The sequence below is a fragment of the Streptomyces sp. NPDC036764 genome, from assembly GCF_055609385.1.
In genome coordinates, this window is sequence record NZ_JBVJPT010000002.1 from 352,835 (window position 1) to 371,763 (window position 18,929).

General features: G+C 70.9%; 13 protein-coding genes and 1 pseudogene. 1 reads left to right on the top strand and 13 read right to left on the bottom strand.

Annotated elements, in window-relative coordinates:
- Positions 1-12 precede the first annotated feature (12 nt).
- The 13 genes from ACZ69Q_RS13140 to ACZ69Q_RS13200 form a co-directional block, all read right to left on the bottom strand.
- On the bottom strand, positions 13-549 hold the full coding sequence (locus tag ACZ69Q_RS13140; RefSeq protein WP_471041002.1) for a phage baseplate assembly protein V: 537 nt from the start codon (positions 547-549) through the stop codon (positions 13-15).
- Between the two features lie 53 nt (positions 550-602).
- The gene (locus ACZ69Q_RS13145) at positions 603-1,742 is read right to left on the bottom strand and encodes a hypothetical protein (protein ID WP_471041003.1); all 1,140 of its coding nucleotides are present in this window, start codon (positions 1,740-1,742) and stop codon (positions 603-605) included.
- Positions 1,735-2,121, bottom strand: a complete 387-nt coding sequence (locus tag ACZ69Q_RS13150; RefSeq protein ID WP_471041005.1) for a LysM peptidoglycan-binding domain-containing protein — start codon at positions 2,119-2,121, stop codon at positions 1,735-1,737. Before ACZ69Q_RS13150 ends, ACZ69Q_RS13145 begins: the two co-directional genes overlap by 8 nt.
- A 10-nt stretch (positions 2,122-2,131) precedes the next feature.
- The gene (locus ACZ69Q_RS13155) at positions 2,132-2,830 is read right to left on the bottom strand and encodes a hypothetical protein (RefSeq protein ID WP_471041007.1); all 699 of its coding nucleotides are present in this window, start codon (positions 2,828-2,830) and stop codon (positions 2,132-2,134) included.
- 54 nt (positions 2,831-2,884) lie between these two features.
- Positions 2,885-3,448: a HEAT repeat domain-containing protein gene (locus ACZ69Q_RS13160; protein ID WP_471041008.1), complete on the bottom strand. Its 564-nt coding sequence runs from the start codon at positions 3,446-3,448 to the stop codon at positions 2,885-2,887.
- A 14-nt stretch (positions 3,449-3,462) separates the two neighbouring features.
- The gene (locus ACZ69Q_RS13165) at positions 3,463-10,230 is read right to left on the bottom strand and encodes an eCIS core domain-containing protein (RefSeq protein ID WP_471041009.1); all 6,768 of its coding nucleotides are present in this window, start codon (positions 10,228-10,230) and stop codon (positions 3,463-3,465) included.
- The gene (locus ACZ69Q_RS13170; RefSeq protein WP_471041011.1) at positions 10,227-10,523 is read right to left on the bottom strand and encodes a hypothetical protein; all 297 of its coding nucleotides are present in this window, start codon (positions 10,521-10,523) and stop codon (positions 10,227-10,229) included. Before ACZ69Q_RS13170 ends, ACZ69Q_RS13165 begins: the two co-directional genes overlap by 4 nt.
- On the bottom strand, positions 10,514-12,529 hold the full coding sequence (locus ACZ69Q_RS13175; RefSeq protein ID WP_471041013.1) for an ATP-binding protein: 2,016 nt from the start codon (positions 12,527-12,529) through the stop codon (positions 10,514-10,516). The genes ACZ69Q_RS13170 and ACZ69Q_RS13175 overlap by 10 nt, the downstream gene beginning before the upstream one ends.
- 33 nt (positions 12,530-12,562) lie before the next feature.
- Positions 12,563-13,498, bottom strand: coding sequence for a Pvc16 family protein (locus tag ACZ69Q_RS13180; protein ID WP_471041014.1), 936 nt, complete (start codon positions 13,496-13,498; stop codon positions 12,563-12,565).
- 111 nt (positions 13,499-13,609) lie between these two features.
- Positions 13,610-14,356 (bottom strand): hypothetical protein, encoded by a 747-nt coding sequence (locus ACZ69Q_RS13185; RefSeq protein WP_471041015.1) that lies wholly within the window; start codon positions 14,354-14,356, stop codon positions 13,610-13,612.
- Positions 14,349-15,077, bottom strand: coding sequence for a T4 family baseplate hub assembly chaperone (locus ACZ69Q_RS13190; protein WP_471041017.1), 729 nt, complete (start codon positions 15,075-15,077; stop codon positions 14,349-14,351). The genes ACZ69Q_RS13185 and ACZ69Q_RS13190 overlap by 8 nt, the downstream gene beginning before the upstream one ends.
- Before the next feature lie 26 nt (positions 15,078-15,103).
- A complete protein-coding gene (locus ACZ69Q_RS13195) occupies positions 15,104-15,628 on the bottom strand; it encodes a phage tail protein (protein ID WP_004003113.1) in 525 nt (174 codons plus the stop codon).
- Between the two features lie 33 nt (positions 15,629-15,661).
- Entirely contained in the window at positions 15,662-17,527 is a 1,866-nt protein-coding gene (locus ACZ69Q_RS13200; protein ID WP_471041018.1) for a phage tail sheath subtilisin-like domain-containing protein, read from the bottom strand.
- Positions 17,528-18,055: 528 nt separating this feature from the next.
- On the opposite strand from ACZ69Q_RS13200, the pseudogene ACZ69Q_RS13205 reads away from it, so the two are divergent.
- Positions 18,056-18,901, top strand: a pseudogene (locus ACZ69Q_RS13205) (enolase C-terminal domain-like protein); the annotation flags it as partial.
- Between the last annotated feature and the right edge of the window lie 28 nt (positions 18,902-18,929).

Sequence of the window (18,929 nt, forward strand, 5' to 3'; positions counted from 1 at the left end):
CTTTGATCGCTTTCATCGCTTGGAGAGCACGGTCAACTGGCCCTCGTTGATGGTCACTTCGTTGCCGCGCAGCAGGACCTCGGCGCCCGCGCCGGTCGAGATGACCACGGCCTCCTTGGTGATACGGATGTATGCCCCGCCCTGGGCCTGGAGCAGGATCCCCTGCTCGGCACCGGCGGTGTCGTTCATGACGAGCTTGTGCGCCTGCGGCGTCTGCACGACGACGGGCTTGTTCGGCGAGTTGGCCTGAAGCTCCCGCCGCGCGTCGGGCGGCAGTTCGTCGGCCGCCCCGTACCAGCACCCGGTCCACACGGGGAAACTCGGATCCCCCTGCTCGAACTCCACCCACACGCCCGCGCCCGGTGGCGGCACCACGAACTGCCCCGACTCCGGCCCGGTGAACGGCAGGCAGGGCAGCGCCCAGGTGGACGGCTCGTTACCGAGGACGTCCGGGACCTCGACGGTGACACGGCCGATGCGCAGCGGGTCGTCGTTGCTGACGACCCGGCCGCGGAACTTGCCGAGGTAGCGATTGCTGGGTGCCGCCATGGTGGAGGTGCTCCTGGTCGATGGGTCGTGAGTGCGGGCTGTGTCTTCTTGTGTTACGGCCGGACGTAGTCGCTGCGCGCTTCCAGGCCCTCCCTGGAGAGGGTGAAGTTCTGCTGGTACAAGCCCGGACGCAGGTTGTGCGTGACGGATTTGACGAAGTAGTCGCCGTCGTACGCCCGTCCCGAGCCGCGGACGCCGACGAGCTGGCGGGGCTGGAGGATGTAGCCGTGGCGGATGACGTCGAGCGAGCCGGAGCCGGAGACGACGTCGGCGGACACGGCGGCCCGGGCGAGGAGTTCGGCCTCGGCCTGCTCGCGCTGCTGCTTGGCGGTGCCGGAGAGCGTCCTGCGCTTGAGGGCCGGGGTGGGCCGCTTGCCCAGGGGCGGGCGCAGCGGGCTGATGGACGGCTGCGGGAGCAGGTCCGACTGCCGGGTCTCTGGGTTCTGCCAGCGGGCCTGCGGCTCTTCTCGTGCGGTGCCGTCGTAGGCGAACGTCAGTTGGTCCACCGTCGAGTTGGCGTCCATGTTGACGTTGAGGGCGTGCTGGCGGATGCCCAGGCGGACCTCGGGTCCCCAACGGGCTGAGGACTGGCCGGGGTTGGGCCCGGGTTCGAGGTAGAAGGTGTAGCCGTTCGCCCGCGCGAGCTCGGTGACGTACTGCAGGTCCGTGCCGGTCTGGTAGTGCACGCGGAGGTCCTGGTGCGGGGGTTGGGCGACCTTCTCGTTGTAGACGTCGGGCCGTATTCCGTAGTCGGAGTAGCGGCGCAGGATGGCGAGGACGCGCTCGGAGGGCGGCAGGTTCGGGTACCGCGCCGTGCGCTCCTCCAGGTCCATGAGCAGCGTCAGATCCTCGCCGGTGACGGTGAGCGTGGAGTGCCCGGGCTGGTTGCTGGCGCCGACTTCGTGCCGGACGACGAGCCCGTCGAACAGCACGTCCTGGGTGCCCTTGACGGAGACGGTGACGACGAGCCTCGTCTTGGGATCGAAGAACCCCTCGGGCAGCAGCCGGCGGCTGATGATCCCGTTCTTGGTGAGATCGAAGGCGAGCTGAAAGCCGCTGCGTTCCCCGGCCGTGGCCGTGATCTGGGCGGACAGCAGGGCCTCGGTCACCTCGGCCGGGACGGGCCGGGCGAGTTTGGGCCCCATGAGGAGCGTGATGTGAACGGGGCCCTGCCCCACGGGCAGATCAAACACGCCGGTCTCCCCTGCCGCCCGGGAACCCGCCGGCGAGTGGGATGTCGATGACGCGCCCGGCCTCGTCGGTCAACTCACGTGGGTCGAGTGCGGGGTTGGCGTCGGCGATCTGCCACCACTGGGAGGGGTCGCCGAAGTACCGCTGCGCGAGCAGGTCGGGGCGCTCACCGGCGCCGACGGTGTGCTGCTGGGTGAGGTCGGGGTCGGGGCCGGCGGGGTCGAGCGGGGGCAGCAGGCGGCGCTTGGTGTAGCGCACTTCGGTTCCGTCGGGCTGCCGGTGGATCCCGATCTCGGCGTCGTGGTAGCGGCTGGTGCGGGGGTAGGGATGGGCACCCGGTATCGCATCCAGGGCGTTCTCGTAGGGCTCGGTCTCGGCCATGGTGTGTTGTTCAGCCCCTTCCGATCACTACGTTGGTTCCGGTGCCGGTTCCACCGAGCCCGAGCGAGCCGAGGCCGCCTCCGCGCGCCGCGGCGGCGAGCCGCTCCTTCTGGGCGAGGTGCGCCATGTACAGGTCGGCGCCGCGGTGGCCGGCCGGGAGGTCGCTGACGGTGAGGATCTTCATGCCGATGCTGAGGGAGGCGCGGATGGGGTTGAGATTCACGTCGAAGGCGGACTCGTTGACGGAGAGTTCGGTGAGCCGGACGGGCATGACCCGCTTGCTCCCCCAGGTGAACAGCGTCAGCGGCATCTCGATCGGGCTGATCTCGATGGCACCCTTCTGCGACAGCTTGCTCGCGGCCCGAAGCTGGGCGACGGTCGGCTGCACCAGCATTTCGAGCGTCGCGAGCTGCGGGTGGATCCCGTCCGGAGCGGCGACCTCGAACTGGTCGGTGGCGTCGATCTCGGCGGTGAACTTCCAGGTCTCCTGCGCGGGTCCCTTGAGCCGAAGGGCCTCGTTACGGTCCCCACTCCCGGTACCACCGCCTCCGGCGTCACCACTGTCGCCGGCGGACTGGGGGGCGACGCTTCGCTCCAGGGTGTCCGGGTTGAATTGCAGGACGATGATCCGCTGGGGGGTGCCGGTGTCGGGGTTGACCACGACTATTCCGGAGCGGATGGGTTTGGGGATGTCGGCGTAGCGGGTCACCGCTTGGCCTCCGTGGGCAAGGTCCGGCGGAAAGCCGGGACGAGGGGGCGCATGTCAGTTCCCTTCGGAAAGTCCGTCCAGCAGAATCGCCGCGTTTCGGCGGACATGGTCCACGGGGTCGCTGTCGCGCATTTCCCCGACGAGTTCGACCAGACCGGGGTGCGGAAAGTAGCCGGTGGCGATGACGACAGCCTGGCGGACCCCGGCATCGGGATCATTCACGACGCTGCGGAACTCCGCCACGACACGTTCCGCGTCCTGCTCGACGGCGGAGAGCGCCACGGCGTAGACCAGCCTCAGCTTCTCGTCCCGGTCGTCCGACCCGCGCAAGGATTCAAGCGCCTCATCGGTCGACCAGATGTCGCAGTCCTGGCGGATGTGCCGGGCCACTTCCGCGGTATTGGGCCCCCGTAGGGTGAAGTACCGGGTACCGATGGGCTGGTCGTCGACCTGATGGATCTCTGTCTTGCGGTCCAGCGTGACCCAGGTGTCGACGAATGCTCCACCCTCCGGAATCCGGGAACGCTGCAGAATCCACCCACGCTGCATGGACACGAAGTCAACGTCATCCGACGTAAAACCGGGCTTGATGACCAAACGCTCAATGAAATCCGTCATAGTGGCACCTCTCCTCATTCAAGTCCGTAGAACCTTAGCAGGAACTCACGGATCATCTGACGCGCCTTCCGCTTGGCGTCGTCCTCACTGTCGAACTCGATGTCCTCCAGCTTCATTCGGGCCAGCAGCCATTGTTCCGCCAATTCACCTTCACGCTTTTTGAGTTCGTCACGCTTGGCCTTCGTACTCTTCAGGCCGGTCGTCTGCTTTCCAACCTCTTCCTGTTCATTTCCCTGGGCTGCCGCGGACGCTCCCAGCATGGACATGGGGAACCGGCCGCGGTCACCGAGCCTCACCCCCTCGTACTCGGCGAAGGCCTGATGCGGGGTCAGGCCGCCTCGTTCAGGGCCGTAGCTGAGCAGATCGGCGGTCATGGCGGCGTACGCCAAGTTGGTCGGATTGCGGTGGGACTCCCGGACGAACATCAACCAGTGGGCGTTCCGCACCAATTCAGCCTGAGCGTCCGTGAAGCCTTCGGGTGCCTTTCCCTCAAGAACGTAGGTACGAAGACCGAGGGCGAAACGCGGACCGGACAGACCGACACTCCTCAGGCTTTCCTCGGGCATCCGGCGGCTTGCGCTTTCGGGGTCCAACTCCTTTCCCTCAGGGAGATGCTGGTATTTACCGATCCCCTGCGTGATCAGGTTACTCAAGCCCCATTTCTGCTTCTGCTCCTTCACCCGTTCCTGGTTATCACCTATGTCATAGAGCTCCATCTTGCCGGTGCCGACCTTGTAGGGATCAGCGAGAAGCTCGCCTTCGCCAGGCCTCGATACGTCCAGTTCGTCACCGCGGTCGAGGAGATACCGGACGGCGGCAGGGATGTCCCCACCCTTGATCGGCAACGCCTCGTCGATTCCCTGACGGTCATCGGCTTCCTGCGCCTCATGCTTCTGCCGACGCATTTCACGGGCGCGCTCCAGAACTTCCTCGCGATCGAGCAGCTCGCCGGTGACGTCCCGGATGATCGGCCGGATCTCCGCGCCGGAGAGCTGGTAGCCGTCCTCTGCCTTTCCGCTCGGGTTCAGCGTGGCCACGACCTGGAAGGCGTGGGAGCCGTTCTTCGTGAGGCTCGTCAAGCGGTACCAGGCCCGCATGCCGCCGAGGGCCGCGTCCAGGACACGCTCCTGCACCGGCTTTCGCAGCAGGCCACCGATCTTCGGGCGGATGCGCGTGATGATCTTCTGGAGCCGCGCGTCCTTGGAGTCCTTGGAGTCCTCTTCCTTCTTCCGTCGATCCTTCTTCTGCTGTTTCTCCTTCTCCGAGTCCTTGTCCTTCGGTCGCGAACCCTCGTGCTTGTCGCGCTTCGGCTTCCGCGGGCCCTTGCCCTCGTGCTTGGGCTTCTGCTTGCCGTCCTCGTCCTTCTTCTTCGGCTTGCCGGGCCCGTCGCCGTCCTTGTCCTTGGGCTTGTCCCGGCCCCGGTCCTTGTCCGCGTCGGGCTTGCGCTTGCCCGGAGCGTCCTTGTCCGAGGGCTTCGGCTTGTTCGGGTCCTGGTCCTTCGGCTTGTCCGGTGACTTGCCGTCGGCATCCTTGGGCTTGCCCGTGGTGCCCTTGTCGTCCTTGGGCTTGGACGTGCCCGCGTCTTTGTCGTCCTTCGGTCTGTCCGAGCTCTTGCCGTCGGTGTCCTTCGGCTTCGCGGCCGGCTCCGGCTTCGGCCTGGCCGGCGGGTCCGCCTTCGGCTTCGGCCTGGGTGTCGGGGTCGGCCTGGTGTCCGGCCTCTCGTCCGCGTCCTTCGGCTTGCCGTTCTTGTCCTTGCTCGTGGCGGGCGTGGGCTTGTTGCCCGTGTCAGGAGTCGGCTTCCTCGTGTCGGGCTTCCCGGGCGTGCCGTCCTTGCCCCGGCCCGGCTTCGCGGCCGTGGTCGTCGTCGGCTTGCTCGCGGGGCCCTCCCGCGTCGGCTTCCTGTCGCCGCCCTTGTCGTCCGAACCGTCCGCGCCCGCACCCTTGCCCGGCTTGTCGCCCTTCCCCTTGCCGCCCAGCTTCGCCGCGAGGTCCTTGAAGCGGCGGCCGACCTTCGCCACGTACTTGCCGATGCCGCTGATGAGCGCCTCGTAGGCCAGTTCCAGCAGGGCCACGATGCCTGCCGCGACCGCCTTGGCGAAGAGGATGCCGGCGCCGCCCTGGCGGACCGCCCTGAGCCAGTCGAGGACCGCGCCCATCGCGCGGAGGATCTCGCCCAGGGCGCCGATGGCCGTACGGATCGCGTCGATCACCGCCATCACCCAGCCCGCTCCTGGGATCAGCTTGGCGATGACCTTCGTGATGACGATCTCGCCAATGATCAGCGGGAGTTGGGGGACGATCGCGTTCCAGGCCTCCTTGACGATCTGGTCCAGGGCTATGCCGCCCTTGATCAGCTTGTCGAGGATGGCCTTCGGGATGCCGATGATCTCCTGGATCTTGGACTGGAACCATTCCTTGACGGCCGACTTGACCTCGCGGAAGAGGTGATTCTTCGCACCGTCCACCGCGGAGTTCTTCGCACCGCCCAGCCAACCGCCGGGGTCGGAGAGGAAGTCGACCGCGATGAGCATGAACTCGCCGAGGGCGCTCAGCATCCGGGACGCGAACTGAAGGACCGCCTTCACCGCGTCCACGATCGCCTTGACGACGTCGAGGAGCGCTTTCTTGAGGATGTCCAGGATGCTGCTGAGAAGCTTGCCGATGGCGTTGAGGAGGTCGCTGATCGCCTTCTTCAGCGCCTCGGCCAGACGGTTGACCAGGGCTATCGCCGCCGCGATCAGGTCGGTGATGAACTTGCGGATACGGGCCGCCAGTTCGATGACGGCGCGGACCATCGCCACCGCGAACTCGATCAGGTCCTTGATGAGGTTCTTGATCGCCTCGACGATGCCCTTGCGGGCCTCGTTGATCCAGCGCTCGACCGTTTCCTTGAAGTTCTTGATGAAGCCGACGACCGCGTCCCGCGCCGCCCGGATGACCCGGACGATCGCGTTCTTGATCTCGATGACCTTCTGCTTGATCCAGTCGAAGGCCTTGCTGATCCAGTTCCCGGACTCCTGGGTGGCGCCGTCGCGCTGCTTCTCCGCGTCGCGCTCCGCCTTGTCGCTCTCGTCCCGGATCTTCTTGTCGCTGCCGTCCTTCTCCTTCTCGACGTTGTCGTCGGTCTGCTTTTCCTTGTCCTCGACGTCCTTGCGGACCTTGTCGTGCCGCTCGGTCTTCTTGTCGCCGAGGCTCTTGAGCTCCTCGTCCTGCTCCTTGCGCCAGCCCTCGCGCTGAGCGGTGACGTCGCCCATCGCCTTCTCGCGCTCACCGGCCTGCGTCTCGGTGTTCGTCGCGATCTCGGCGTCGACCTGCCGCTTGTGCTTGGCCTGCGAGTCACGGAAGTCACGGTCCTTGGCCTGGCGCCCCTCGGACATGGACTTCTGACCGTCGCTGAACGCGGCCTGGAACTGTGGCCCCTGCTCGTGCTCGGCCACCTCCGAGGCGGCCTCCGGCGGGACGGCGCCCGTCGCTCCGCCGCCCTCGACGGCACCACCCTCGCCGCCCTTCGCGCCCGGCACCTGAGCGCTCAACTCCTCCTTGGGGGCGTTGGGGTAGACCTGGTCCTCGCCCATGCCCCGGCCGGAGTCGTCGCGGGCCGTGGAGACCGTCTCCTGGCCCTTCGCGTCGACATGGCCGTCCTGCTCGCCGGCCGTCTGCTCCGCGTCGCCCTTCATCCCGACGCCCGGCGCGTTGCCGGCCTGGGCCTGCTTGAGCGCCTCGTCCTTCGTGGGCAGCCCGGCGAACTTGGCGGCCAGCTCCTGCGCGTCCACCTCGAAACCGAGCCAGCTCGCGACCTTGCCGATGCCGAAGCCGAGGGCCATCTTGAAGGTGTCCCAGCCGCTGGGCTCCTCCGCCTTCTCCGCCTCGATCTGGCCCTCGGGCTCCTTGGCGCCCTCGACCTCGGCGTTCTCCTGCTCCGGCGCCTGGGCTTCCTGGGGCTTGTCCTGCGAGTACTCGGCGGGGGCGTCCGACTTCGGCTTGCCCTGGAGCGTCTGCGGCGCGCCCGCCGGACGCTGCATCGACGGTGGCGCCGCGGCCAGTTCCTTGTGCTCGTCGCCGACGGAGCGGTCCACCGCACCGCCGACTCCGCCCATCGCCTGAAGCGCCTTGTGCGGCTTGAGCCTGGACGCCGTCGACAGGCCGGCCTCCGGGGAGACCCCGGCGAGGTTGGGCACCGGAGCGGAATCCTTCTTGCCCTTGCCGCGGGGCGGGGCGGCTCCACCGCCGCCTCCGCCACCGGCGCCGCCACCGCCGCGCGAAGCCCCGCCCGACGCCGCCTTCGGGGCCGGTGCGCTCTCCGGCTCTGCCTTCGACTCCGGTGCCGCCTTCGCCGACGCCGCGGGCTCCGACTTCGCGGGCGCAGTCGCGGGCGCGGCCTTCGCGGACGCCGGGGCCTCCGTACGGCCACTTCCCTCGCTACGGGACTCCGGTGCCGGCGCCTCACTCGCCGACTCGGCGCCGGGCGCACCGGAGTTCCCGGACGCGCCGGGTGCCGTAGAGCCGCTGCCTACCGCGGACACGTCCTGTGCGGCGCCGGCCGCGTCCCGCGCACCGGCCGCCGCTGAGCCACCGCCCCCGGCCTGCTCACTGCCCGCGCCACCCAAGCTGCCCGAGCTGCTCCCGGCCACCTCCTTCGCCCCGGCGTCGCCCTGCGCCGACCGGCCACCCGTCGCCTGCTGGGACTCCTTCTCCGGGGCGGCACCCGCCTGGTCCCCCGCCGCGGCGGTGCCCTTCTCCTCCTTGGCGGCCGGTTCCTTGGCGTCACCACCGCCCTCGGACTTGCTCTCCTGCCTGCCCGGCGCCTCCTGCACCGTCGTCTGCGCGGCGACGGGGCCGGCCTTGGGGTCGTCGCCCTTCTTCGGGTCGCGGCTGCCCGTGGACGGCGCGGCGGCCCGATCCAGCCCGAGGCCGCCGAGCCCGGTGCCACCGTCGGGGCTGCCCTCGGTCTCCGGTGCGGACGACTCCGGCTCCGTGGCCAGGTCGGCGGGCTCCTCCTCCGGCTCCGCCGCCTCGTCCTCGGCGTCCTCCGCCGTCCGTTCGGCCTGTACCTGCTCGGCCCGGGTCGGCGGCGGTGCCGGCAGGGACGGGGCGGTCTGGGCGGCCGCCGGCGCGGACGGGTCCAGCTCGTCGGCGGTCGGTACGGCGGACAGGTCGAGGTCCCTGTCGGGAACGAAGTCCTCGGGCTGAAGCTTGACGTCCCAGGCGCTCGGCTCTCCTCCCCCGACCTCGACCTCCGACTCGCTGCCGGAGCCGAACGGGTCCTCGTCCGCCTCCTCCTGCGGGACGAGGTCCTGGTTGCGTTTGCCGTCGAGGGTGCTGACCTTGCCGGGCAGTCGGGTGTCCTTGCCGGCAGCCGTCGGCGAACCGGCCGGCTTCTGCTGCCCGCGCCTGTCCTGCTCCTTCACCTGACGTCCGGCCACTGCGGCCTCGGCGGCGCCCGGGCGGTTCTTCGCCGCGGACTCCTCCTTGCTCGCGGCAGCCGCGTCCTTGCGATCGGTCTGCTCCCGGCCGCCCTTGTCCTTCTCCTTGCCGGCAGAGCCTCCGGACTTCTCCTTGCCCCCCGAGCTCGCCGCCCCCTTGTCGGAAGCGGAGCCGCCAGACCCCTTCTCGGCCTGCTGCGCACCCGCGCCCGAACCCGCCGAGGAGGACGAGGACCGCTCCTCACGAGAGGCGGCACCACCGGAGGCCGGGGCTCCCGCCGCCGTGGATCCCTGCGCGTCCGGCGCCTGCTGCTCCGGCGCGTCGCCGGGCGCGCCCCCGCCCTGGGGTGTGCTGCCGTGCTCCTGCGTCCCACCGTTCTGCGGGGTGCTGCCGACCGCGCCTTCCTCGGCGCCCTGCTCCTTCTCGGGCCCGGGCGCGATACGAGGCCGGTCCGCCTCCGCCCGCCGCTCCTCGGCGTCGCGCAGCGCGTTCTCACGCTCGGTGCGCACTTCGCCGGCCGTGTCGGGCTCGATCTCGGGAGCGTCGTGGGCGTCCCGTTCCAGACCGTCCTCGGCGTGGTCGTCGTACGCCTCGATCTCGTCGACGAGATCGAGGACCCGGTCGTGCTCGGAACCCAGCAGCCGGTTCTCCAGCCGCATCAGGACGCCGTCGAGCAACTCCTCGGGCAGCCGGGCGAGTTGCTTGCGGGTGCGCTGGGAGAGGTCCTCGGGGTCGCCGCGCAGGGAGCGGACGACCGAGTTGGCGAGGCGGTCGACGAGGGTCGCGGGGTCCACGGCCTCGGCGCGGTTGCGGTCGGCGTCCACGGTTGCGTACCGCAGCCACCCGGGCGTCGCCTGGTCCTGCTCGACGTCCGCCGCTTCCGGCCCGGCCTGCGGCTCCCGTACGACGTTCTGCGCCGCCGACTCCGCCTCCCGCTCGATCGCCTGCTGCGGCAGGCTCACCGCCCCCAGCTCCCGCCCGGCGCGCAACGTGCCGAGGCCGTGCGGGTTCTGGACCGTGTGCAGGAGCTCGTGGGCGAGGAGGCGGCGCCCCTCCTCGGTGCCGGGCTTGAAGGCGCCCTCGGCGAAGAAGACGTCCTGGCCTACGGCGACAGCGTCCGCGCCGAGGAGGTCGGTCAACTGCCCGGCGTCGCGGCCCGTGTGCAGGCGTACCCGGCTCAGGTCGTGGCCGAGCCGTTCCTCCAGCTCTCGTCGCACGCCCGGGTCGAGCGGCTGCCCGGCACCGCTGACGATGTCCTTCGGCTCCGGCGTACGGGACTTGGCGGCACGCTCCTTGCGCTTGCGGCGGCGCTGTTCCGCGGCCTGCTCGCCACTGGCGTCCTGGGTCCGGGAGCTCATCGCGTCACCTCCCCGTGGCCGCTGAGCCCCTCGTGCACCACGCGGGCCAGCTCCTGGCCGAGCCGGCGGGCGGACAGGCCGGCGGGCAGCGCCGGCAGGTCGGTCAGGGCGTCGACGGCGACGGCGCCGTCCGCCGCGAGCGGAACGCCGTGAGACCGGATCAGCCGGGTCAGCTCGCGTTCGAAGGCGTCCGACACCCGTTCCGGGTCCACGCCGAAGCCGTTCAGGGCGAGTTCGCCGATCTCCACCCGGATCTCACGAGGCTCATCACGGGTCTCCCCGTTCACACCCATCCCCGCACCTCCCCCGGCGTCAGGGAACGCTCCAGCTTCTGGTACTCGGTCCGGGCCGCCGCCAGCATGTGCCGCATCTGCAGGCGGTCGCCCTCCTCGGCCGCGAGGAACGCCCCGGACAGCGCGATGTTGCGGATCGAGCCGCCCGCGACGGTGAGTTGGGCGAGCAGGTCCGTGTCGATGCCCTTGACCGGGGCCTGCGACGGCAGCACCCGCCGCCAGATCTCGGCACGCTCGTGCTCGGCCGGGAAGGGGAAGTCGACGACGAAGCGGATACGGCGCAGGAAGGCGGTGTCGAGGGCCTTCTTCATGTTGGTGGTGAGGATGGCGAGGCCGCGGTAGGCCTCCATCCGCATCAGGAGGTAGCTGACCTCCAGGTTGGCGTACCGGTCGTGGCTGTCCTTGACCTCGCTGCGCTTGCCGAACAGCGCGTCGGCCTCGTCGAACAGCAGCAGCGCGCCGCCGCGTTCGGCGGCGTCGAAGACCCGGCGGAGGTTCTTCTCGGTCTCGCCGATGTACTTGCTGACGACCTGGGAGAGATCGACGATGAACAGGTCGAGGCCCAGCTCCTTCGCCATGACCTCCGCGGCCAGCGTCTTACCGGTGCCCGAGCCGCCCGCGAAGAGGGCCGTGACACCGAGTCCGCGACGCAGGGTGCCCGCGAAACCCCACTCCTGGTGGACGGTGGCGCGCTGGCGCACATGGGCGACGATCTCGCGCAGGACGTTCGTCTGCCGGTCGTGCAGGACCAGGTCGCCCCAGGCCGCCTCCGGCTCGATACGCCGGCCCAGTTCGTCCATGCCGATCCGGGCCTCCTCCAGGCCCGCCCGCCAGGCGAGTTGGGCTGCGTCGAGGTCCTCGTACGGCAGCCGGCGGCGTACGGTCGCGGCGGCGGACCGGATGACGTGCGGCGGCAACTGGAACTGGGCGACCAGGGAGCGCAGTTCACCCTCGTCGAGGTCGGCGATCGGGTGCATCGCCTGGCCCCACAGCTCGACCTGCTCCTCGTCGTCGAGCCGCGGCACCGCCACCCGTGCGCCGTGCGGGCGGTCCGTGCGCAGCGGGTCCTCGCTGGACACGACGACCGGTACGGCCGCTCCGGCCAGGAACGCCTCCGTCGCCGCCCGCTGGTCGCGGTCCAGGTCGCCGACCTCGACGAGCAGCGCGGCGGGCAGCAGGATCGCCTCGCGCTGCCAGAGCCGGGCGAGGCGGTCGCGTTCGGCGGGGTCGGCGGGCATGTCCTCGGCGCCCATCGCGTACAGGCCGAGACCGGACCGCGCGGCCGCGGCGGCGGCGATGTCGGCACGGCTGCGCAGGTCACCGCCGGTCACCTCGACGAGCAGCGGCGCGTCGGGGTTCGCCCCGGTCGTCCAGCCCTCGGCCACCCGGCTCGCGGCCAGGTCGTACGACGGCGGCAGTTGCTCGGGCACCGAGGTGCGGCGCAGCCGGCCGTGCAGCCGGGCGTCCAGATAGGGCGAGCCGAGCAGGAAGTGCAGGATCCGCTCGTCGAGGCGGAGCCGGGAGGTCGTCAGCCGGGACTCGTCGTCCAGCTCCGCGATCCGCCAGCGTCGCAGCGGCGCGACGGGCGTGAGGGCACTCCAGTGCGGGTCGCCGAGGGCGGCCAGGGCGAGCGAGAACGTCGGGTACGCGCGCTGCGGGTCACCGCAGGCGGCGGCGCAGCGGGCCGCGGTCGTCGGGTCCAGCTCGTCGGCGGCGGCGAGGAGGATCACGTCGCGTTCGAAGGCGGTGAGCCCGAAGCAGGTGACGAGGGCGTCGAGCGGGGCGGTGCCCGGGACGGCCGGGGGTGCCGGGCTCGCGGTGCCTGTGGTGCCCGTCGGGGTCGGTGCGGCCGGATCCGGGCCGGGCGCCTGCCCGTCACCGGCGGTCCGGGCGTGGGCGTCGATGCGGGACAGGACACGACGGATCTCGTCGATCAGCGTCGCGCCCGCGTCGTGGCCGCCCGTCGTACGCGAAGTGGCCGCCGTGCCCGGCTCGTTCGTCCCCATGCCCTCACCTGCCCCCGTCGTTCCCATGCCGTGTCAGTTCTCGGTGCCTTCGGCTCCGTCGTCCGGCGCCGTGCCACCCGCCTTGGCCGATCTGCCGGTCTGGCCGGTGGCCTTGCGACCGCGAGGCGAAGCCTTGGCCGGCGTCCTGGCGGCGGACTTGGCCGGTGGCGTCGCGGCGGACCTGGCGGGCGCCTTGGCCTTGGCCGGGGTCCTGGCGACGGCCTTCCCGGCCGCCTGCGTCTGCGCAGACTGCTCCGGTTGGGCGTCGGCCGCGCCGATCGCCTTGCCAGAGCCGTTCACTGACGCGCCGTCAGTGCTGCCCGGCTCCGTTCCCGCGCCCGGCGGAACCGGCGCGCCCGGCGCACCGAACGGCAGCACCCGTACCTCGGGCCGTTCGACCGGCTTGCCGGGCACCGGCTGCTCGCGGCCGTCGATGAGCACCAGGGTGGCCTGGTAGACCACGGACAGCGCGTACGGCGTCTGGTGGAGCATCCCCCACAGCTTCGACGTCTCGTCGATGTCCATCACCGTCGGTGTCAGCCGCACCCGCTGAGTCGCCTCCGCGAGGTCGCTGCCCGCCAGGTGCGGGAGTTGACCGGTCTCCTCGATGACGTCCTTAGGCAGCACCGGGATCTCGTGCAGGGTCCGCACCACGGAGCCGATCAGCCGCTGCCCGACGAGGGTCGTCTCGTCGCCGTACGCGCTGATGACGTAGTGCAGGTCCAGCGCGGCGGCCGGCCGCTTCACCAGGGTGCCGTCGGATGCCCTGGTCGGCAGGTCGTTGTTGCGCATCGAGGTGTTGGGCGTGACCTGGTACAGGAAGACGTTGATGGTGGGGTAGTCCGGCGGTTCCGTCGGCGGCTTGTGCGGCTCCACCTTCACGGCCTCGTCGAACTCCGGGCCCACGTTGGACGCGAGCAGCAGGGCGAGGGCCTGGGTGACATGGGCGATGGCGAGTGCGTTGCTCATGGCGTCGGTTCCTCGGTTCCTCGGTCTGTCACGTCGTCCTGCCGGCCGCGCCGCGTGCCTTCGGTCTCCCGGCTGCGCCGCATGCCCTCGTCCTGTCGAAGCGACCCCATGTCACTCCCGTCCTCGCGCCAGGTACTCGGCGAGGCTCAGGGTCGTCGCCTGACGCCCCGGCGGCGGCGTCCGCCGACGCGTGCCGCCGGACGGCGACGGTCCCGCCGTCACCTCCAGCCGGCCGATCTGAATCTGTACGACCTGCTCGGGCGCCCGTCCGGGGCGCCGCGCGGCGGCCTGCCGTACCGCGTCGCGGGCCGCCGCCGTGTCCGCGGCGCTGGGCCGCAGGGGGGTTGACACGGCTGCGGGGGTAGCGGCGTCCGCGCCCGGGGGGATGGGCACGGACGCCGCGCTCTGGGTGGAGCCGCGCTCCTGACGGTCCCGGCCCCGTGCCCGCCGCACGGCGTCCGGTGCCGGCCGGGGGCCGGGTGCCACGGTCGCGACGGGGCGCAGCAGCGGCGTCTCGGGCAGGGCCCGCGCCGCGGGTCGTGGTGCCGGGTCGGCCGGGGCGTGTTCGGTGCGTACGACCGTCCGCTCCCGTTCCGTGTGCAGGCGGGCCGCGGGCGGCGCCGGGCGCGGCGCGTCCCCCGGCCGTACGGCGGACGGTGTCGTGGAGGGCCACAGCAGGCCGGAGCCCTCGTCCGGGTCCGGCGCGGTGCTCCGTACCGCCTCGGCCCGTTCGAACGGGCCCGGCAGCCGGGGGTGTACCCGCACCACGTCCGGGCGCGTACCGGCCGCGGCCGGGGTGTGCCGGGCGATCAGCCGGTCGAGGAAGTCGGGCACCGGCGCCCCGTCGGCGTCAGACATCCGCACACAGCTCCAGGTAGTAGCGGCGCCGCAGCGGGCTGAGCGCCAGGATCTCCGGCTCGGTCCAGCCGTACGACGTGGCGAGCAGGTGGACGTCGAGCAGCAGGTCCCTTGCCCAGGTGTCCAGTTCGGTCCACAGGTAGGAGGCGATGTCCAGCTCGGCCCGGGTCGCCGCACCGCATTCGGGGCAGGCGATGTTGAGTGTCACGTCGGCCCCCGGGTCGGCGGCCTCGACGGCCTCGGCGATCCGGCGCTGAACCGGGGCGGGCAGATCGCCGGCGGCCACCGCCGCCCCGTCGCGCGCCGCCGAGACGAGGCAGCGCGCGAGCAGGGCGGCACGTGGGTCCGCCGAACGGGCCGCGGCCGTCAGGTCGGCGACCCCGGGCAGCCTGAACTCCACGTCCCAGCCGTCCTGTTCGACCCGCACCACGGAGTCACCCGGCGCGCCCAGCGACCGGGCGAACTCCCCGGCGTCCAGGTCGAACTCCATGTCCTCCCCGCACGCCGCGCAGGCCAGCAGCACCTGCATCCGCTCCCCGAACAGGGCGCGGCGCAGCGTGAACAGGTCGGCCTCGCGCTCCCCCACCGGCAGCACCGGCAGGGTCGTCGCGTCGACGTCCGGGCGTGCCGTGCGGTGCAGCAGCAGGGCGCGCCCCGTCGGTGCCTCGGCGAGGCCCGCCTCCCAGGTGGCCAGCAGATCGGCCGCCCCGGTGATCGCCATCTCGTCCCCCTCCGACTACCCGTCGATCAAGCGGGGTTGAGGAACGACGGCTCCTCCGGCTCGGGCACCTCGTAGTCCCGCTCCCAGCCCTCGCACTCGAGCTTCAGCGACTGGATGGCCACCGCGTTGGCGTTGGCGTCCAGCTCGCCGAGGACCTGGTACTCGCTCGGCCAGGTCCGGTACAGCTTGTGCGAGACGGCGACCTGGCCGGCCTCGTTGAGGACCTGGATGACGATGTCCTTGCGGAAGTCCGCGAGGGACACCTCGGAGCCGAGGCCCGCGCCGACCTGCCAGACCTTGTTGGCCCAGCGGTCGAACTCGGGGTCGTGGGTGACGCCGCGCTCCAGGGTGATGCCCTCGAACTCGGAGCGGCCCGGCGACTTGCGGGGCGACGACGGGTCGCCTCCGTGCCGGTGTTTGACGACTTCCGTCGTCCGCTTCAGCGGACTGATCTTGCTGATGCCGGCGACCGTGCGACCGTCCCACAGGACCAGGAACTTGAAGTTCTTGTAGGGGTCGAAGCGATGCGCGTTGACCGTGAACTCAGCCATCGGATTCCTTCAGTTCTCCACGATTCCCCGCGCCTAGAGCGCGAACTGCCCGGACGTCTGCTGGATTTTGACGATCACGAACTCCGCCGGCCGGACCGGTGCGATGCCGACGAGGACGTTGACGATGCCGTTCTCGATGTCCTCGGCGGTCGTCGTGTCGCTGTCGCACTTGACGAAGTACGCCTCGCGCGGGGTGCCGCCCTTGAAGGCGCCCTGACGGAAGAGCGTGTGCAGGTACGAGGAGGCGGCGAGCCGGATCTGCTGCCACAGGTTCTCGTCGTTGGGCTCGAAGACCACCCACTGCAGGCCGCGCTGGAGGCTCTCCTCGACGTGCAGCGCGAGCCGGCGCACCGGCACGTACTTCCACTCGCTGTCGAGCGCGTCGGAGCCCTCCAGCGTGCGCGCGCCCCAGACGACCGGGCCGGTGACCGGGAAGGTGCGCAGGCAGTTGACGCCCAGCGGGTTGAGCAGGCCGGTCTCGCGGTCCGTCAGGTTGACGGTGAGCGAGTGCACGCCCGCGAGCCGCGCTTCGGTGCCCGCCGGGGCCTTCCATACGCCCCGCTCGGAGTCGGTGCGCGCGATGACGCCGGCGACGGCGCCGGACGGCGGGAAGGAACGCAGCCGGCCCGTGAGCGGGTCGGTGAGCTGCAGATGCGGGAAGTACAGGCCCGCGTGGTTGCCGCGCACCGCGTCGAAGGCGGCGAGGCCGGCGCGTGCGGAGTCGACGCTGACCCAGGTGCTCGGCGCGTCGACGAGCAGGAAGATCCGCCGCTCGGCGCACAGCCGCTGGGCGGCCGAGATGACGGTGAGGGCGTCCTCGGTCTTCTCGTACGCCGCGAGCTCGGGCAGCGCCAGCAGGTTGACGTCGGCGACGCCGCGCAGCGCCTGGATGCCGGTCTTGTCGCCCTCGGAGCCGATGAGGTCGCGCGGGCCGGGTGCCTCGCCGTCCTCGCCGCCCTCCAGCGGGAAGACCGGCGGGTTGACGGAGGCTTCCAGGCCGAGGTCGTTGGCGCACTCGCCGAGGAAGCGGACGACGTCCTCGGGGTCGGTGGACCCGGCGACGACCTGGATACGGCGGCCGAACGCGGTGACCTCGGCGCCGGCGAAGGCGTGCTTGCCGGGCGCGTCGGGCAGGGCGCGCAGCTTGCGTTCGAGCAGCAGCGCCAACTCGGCCACGCTGCACGGGGCTTCGCCGTCGCAGTCGGGGTCGTAGAGCGTGAACTCGCGCTCCACCTCGCCGATCTTGACCGTCAGGTCGACGGCCAGGTTCGGGAGTTCGTCGCCGAAGGGCTTGGAGACGGTGCCGGACGGGTCGGGGCGGCCCTCGCCGACTACCTCGACGCGGATCAGCTTCGAGCCCGCGTTGATCACCGTCTGCGCGTAGCGGCCGTTGGCGGCGTCCATGGACAGGCCGGTGAAGCTCTCGCGGGCGTCGCCCTTGGCGTCGTAGACCCTCAGGTTGAAGGTTTCGTCGGGGCACGGGGTGTCGTGGTCGACGGCGACACGCAGGCCGTTGCCCCAGACGCCGGGCTCCTTGGCGTGCACTTCGAGGACCGGGCCCTCGCTGTGGCCCTCGGTGGACTTGAGGGTGACGCAGGCGGCCTTGCCGCTGCCTGCCTTGGCGACACGGACGATCACCGCCACGGTGCCGCCGTTGCCGAAGAACTGGTGGACCGCGTAGCCGACGGCGCTCTGGGCGCTCAGGCCGCCGAAGCGGCGCTCGAACTCCGTGAAGCTGGTGACGCGTACCGGCTCGTTGAGCGGACCACGTCGGGTGTGGCCCACAAAGGCGGTCACGGACGTGGTCAGGGTCGAGATCGTACGGGTGCTGCTGGGAAGCTCTTCGACGTAGACGCCGGGATACGTCGGCTTGGCGGCGCTCACCGCGCTCATCGGCATTCCCCCTCCTTATCCCTGTCTCGGGCACCGGGACATAGGCACCAAGAGACGGCAGAGGAAGAAGTGCCGGACGGGTGCGCGAGCAGCCCCCGCGGGTCGATGGCGGCGGCCGTGCGCACCGCATCAGTTTCCCCCGTCAATATCCCGGACTTGTCGGCCGTCCGGGCCAAGCAACGCGCTTGTGACTCCTGATGCTCAAGTGCTCAATCCACCTTGATGCGTTCGAAGTTGACCGAGCAAGACGGCTTCAGGCCACCCCGGGAGGGGGTTCGGTGAAGACGCCCTCCCGGCATCCGCACATCCTGCCTGCGCGCCCCGGCCAGGTGGTTCACAGATCCTGCACAGCGAGTCTCGCGACGGGGTGCCGGCCGACGCCCGGCGCACGATGGAAACCCCTTACCCACACCGTTCGACTGGTCGCACGCGCGTGCGACCTCCCCGAGTCGTACACAACCCTCCTTGGCCGGTTTTCCAGGGGTGACGAGAACCCGCCCGTCAACCTCGCACCCTGGACCCGCCCCTTACCGGGTCGACGAAATCCCCCCGTCATGTCTTGACCCCGCGATCGACGCCGCCCTGCTGCCGAGCGTGCCCGGCTCCCAAGAGCGCGGCTGGACGACCTCGGCGGTGGAGGTGGCCTGCCTCGACGCACAGGGCAGGCTGCTCGGCCGTCCGGTCAGCGACCTGCTGGGCGGAAGGGTCCGGGACGCCGTGCCGTTCGCCGCGCACCTCTTCTACAAGTGGGCCGAACACCCCGCCCTCGACGCCCGTCAGGCCGTGGGCGATGACTGGGGCGAGGCCCTGGACCCCGCCGGGATCGTCGAACAGGCCCGGCTGATGCAACAGCGTTACGGCTATTGCTCGTTCAAGCTCAAGGGCGGCGTCCTCCCGCCCGACGAGGAGATCGCCGCGATCCGGGCGCTGATGGAGGCTTCCCCGGGCGGCCGTTGCGGCTCGACCCCAACACGGCCTGGACGGTGGAGACATGGGGCGGGCTGCGCCGCACCCGTGAACTGGCCGCCGTCTGCGCGGCGTTCGGCATCGCGCTCTCGTTGCACTCCAACTCGTATCTGGGCATCAGCCCCGCCGCCATGACCCATGCGGCGGCGGCCGTCCCCAACCTCGACCACTCCTGCGACACGCACCACCCGTGGAACTCCGCCGACGACGTGATCGTCCCCGGCCCTCTCGTCCTGCGCGACGGAGCGGTCGAGGTCCCCACCGGCCCGGGACTCGGAGTCGAGCTCGATCACGACGCCCTCGACCGACTGCACCGCCTGTACGTCGACTCCGGCATGCGCTCCCGGGACGGACGACACGGGCTGCATGCGGCGGATCCGGCCCGAGTACGAACTGCGTCTGCCGCGCTGGTGACACGGCACCATAAGGTGACCCCCGACCG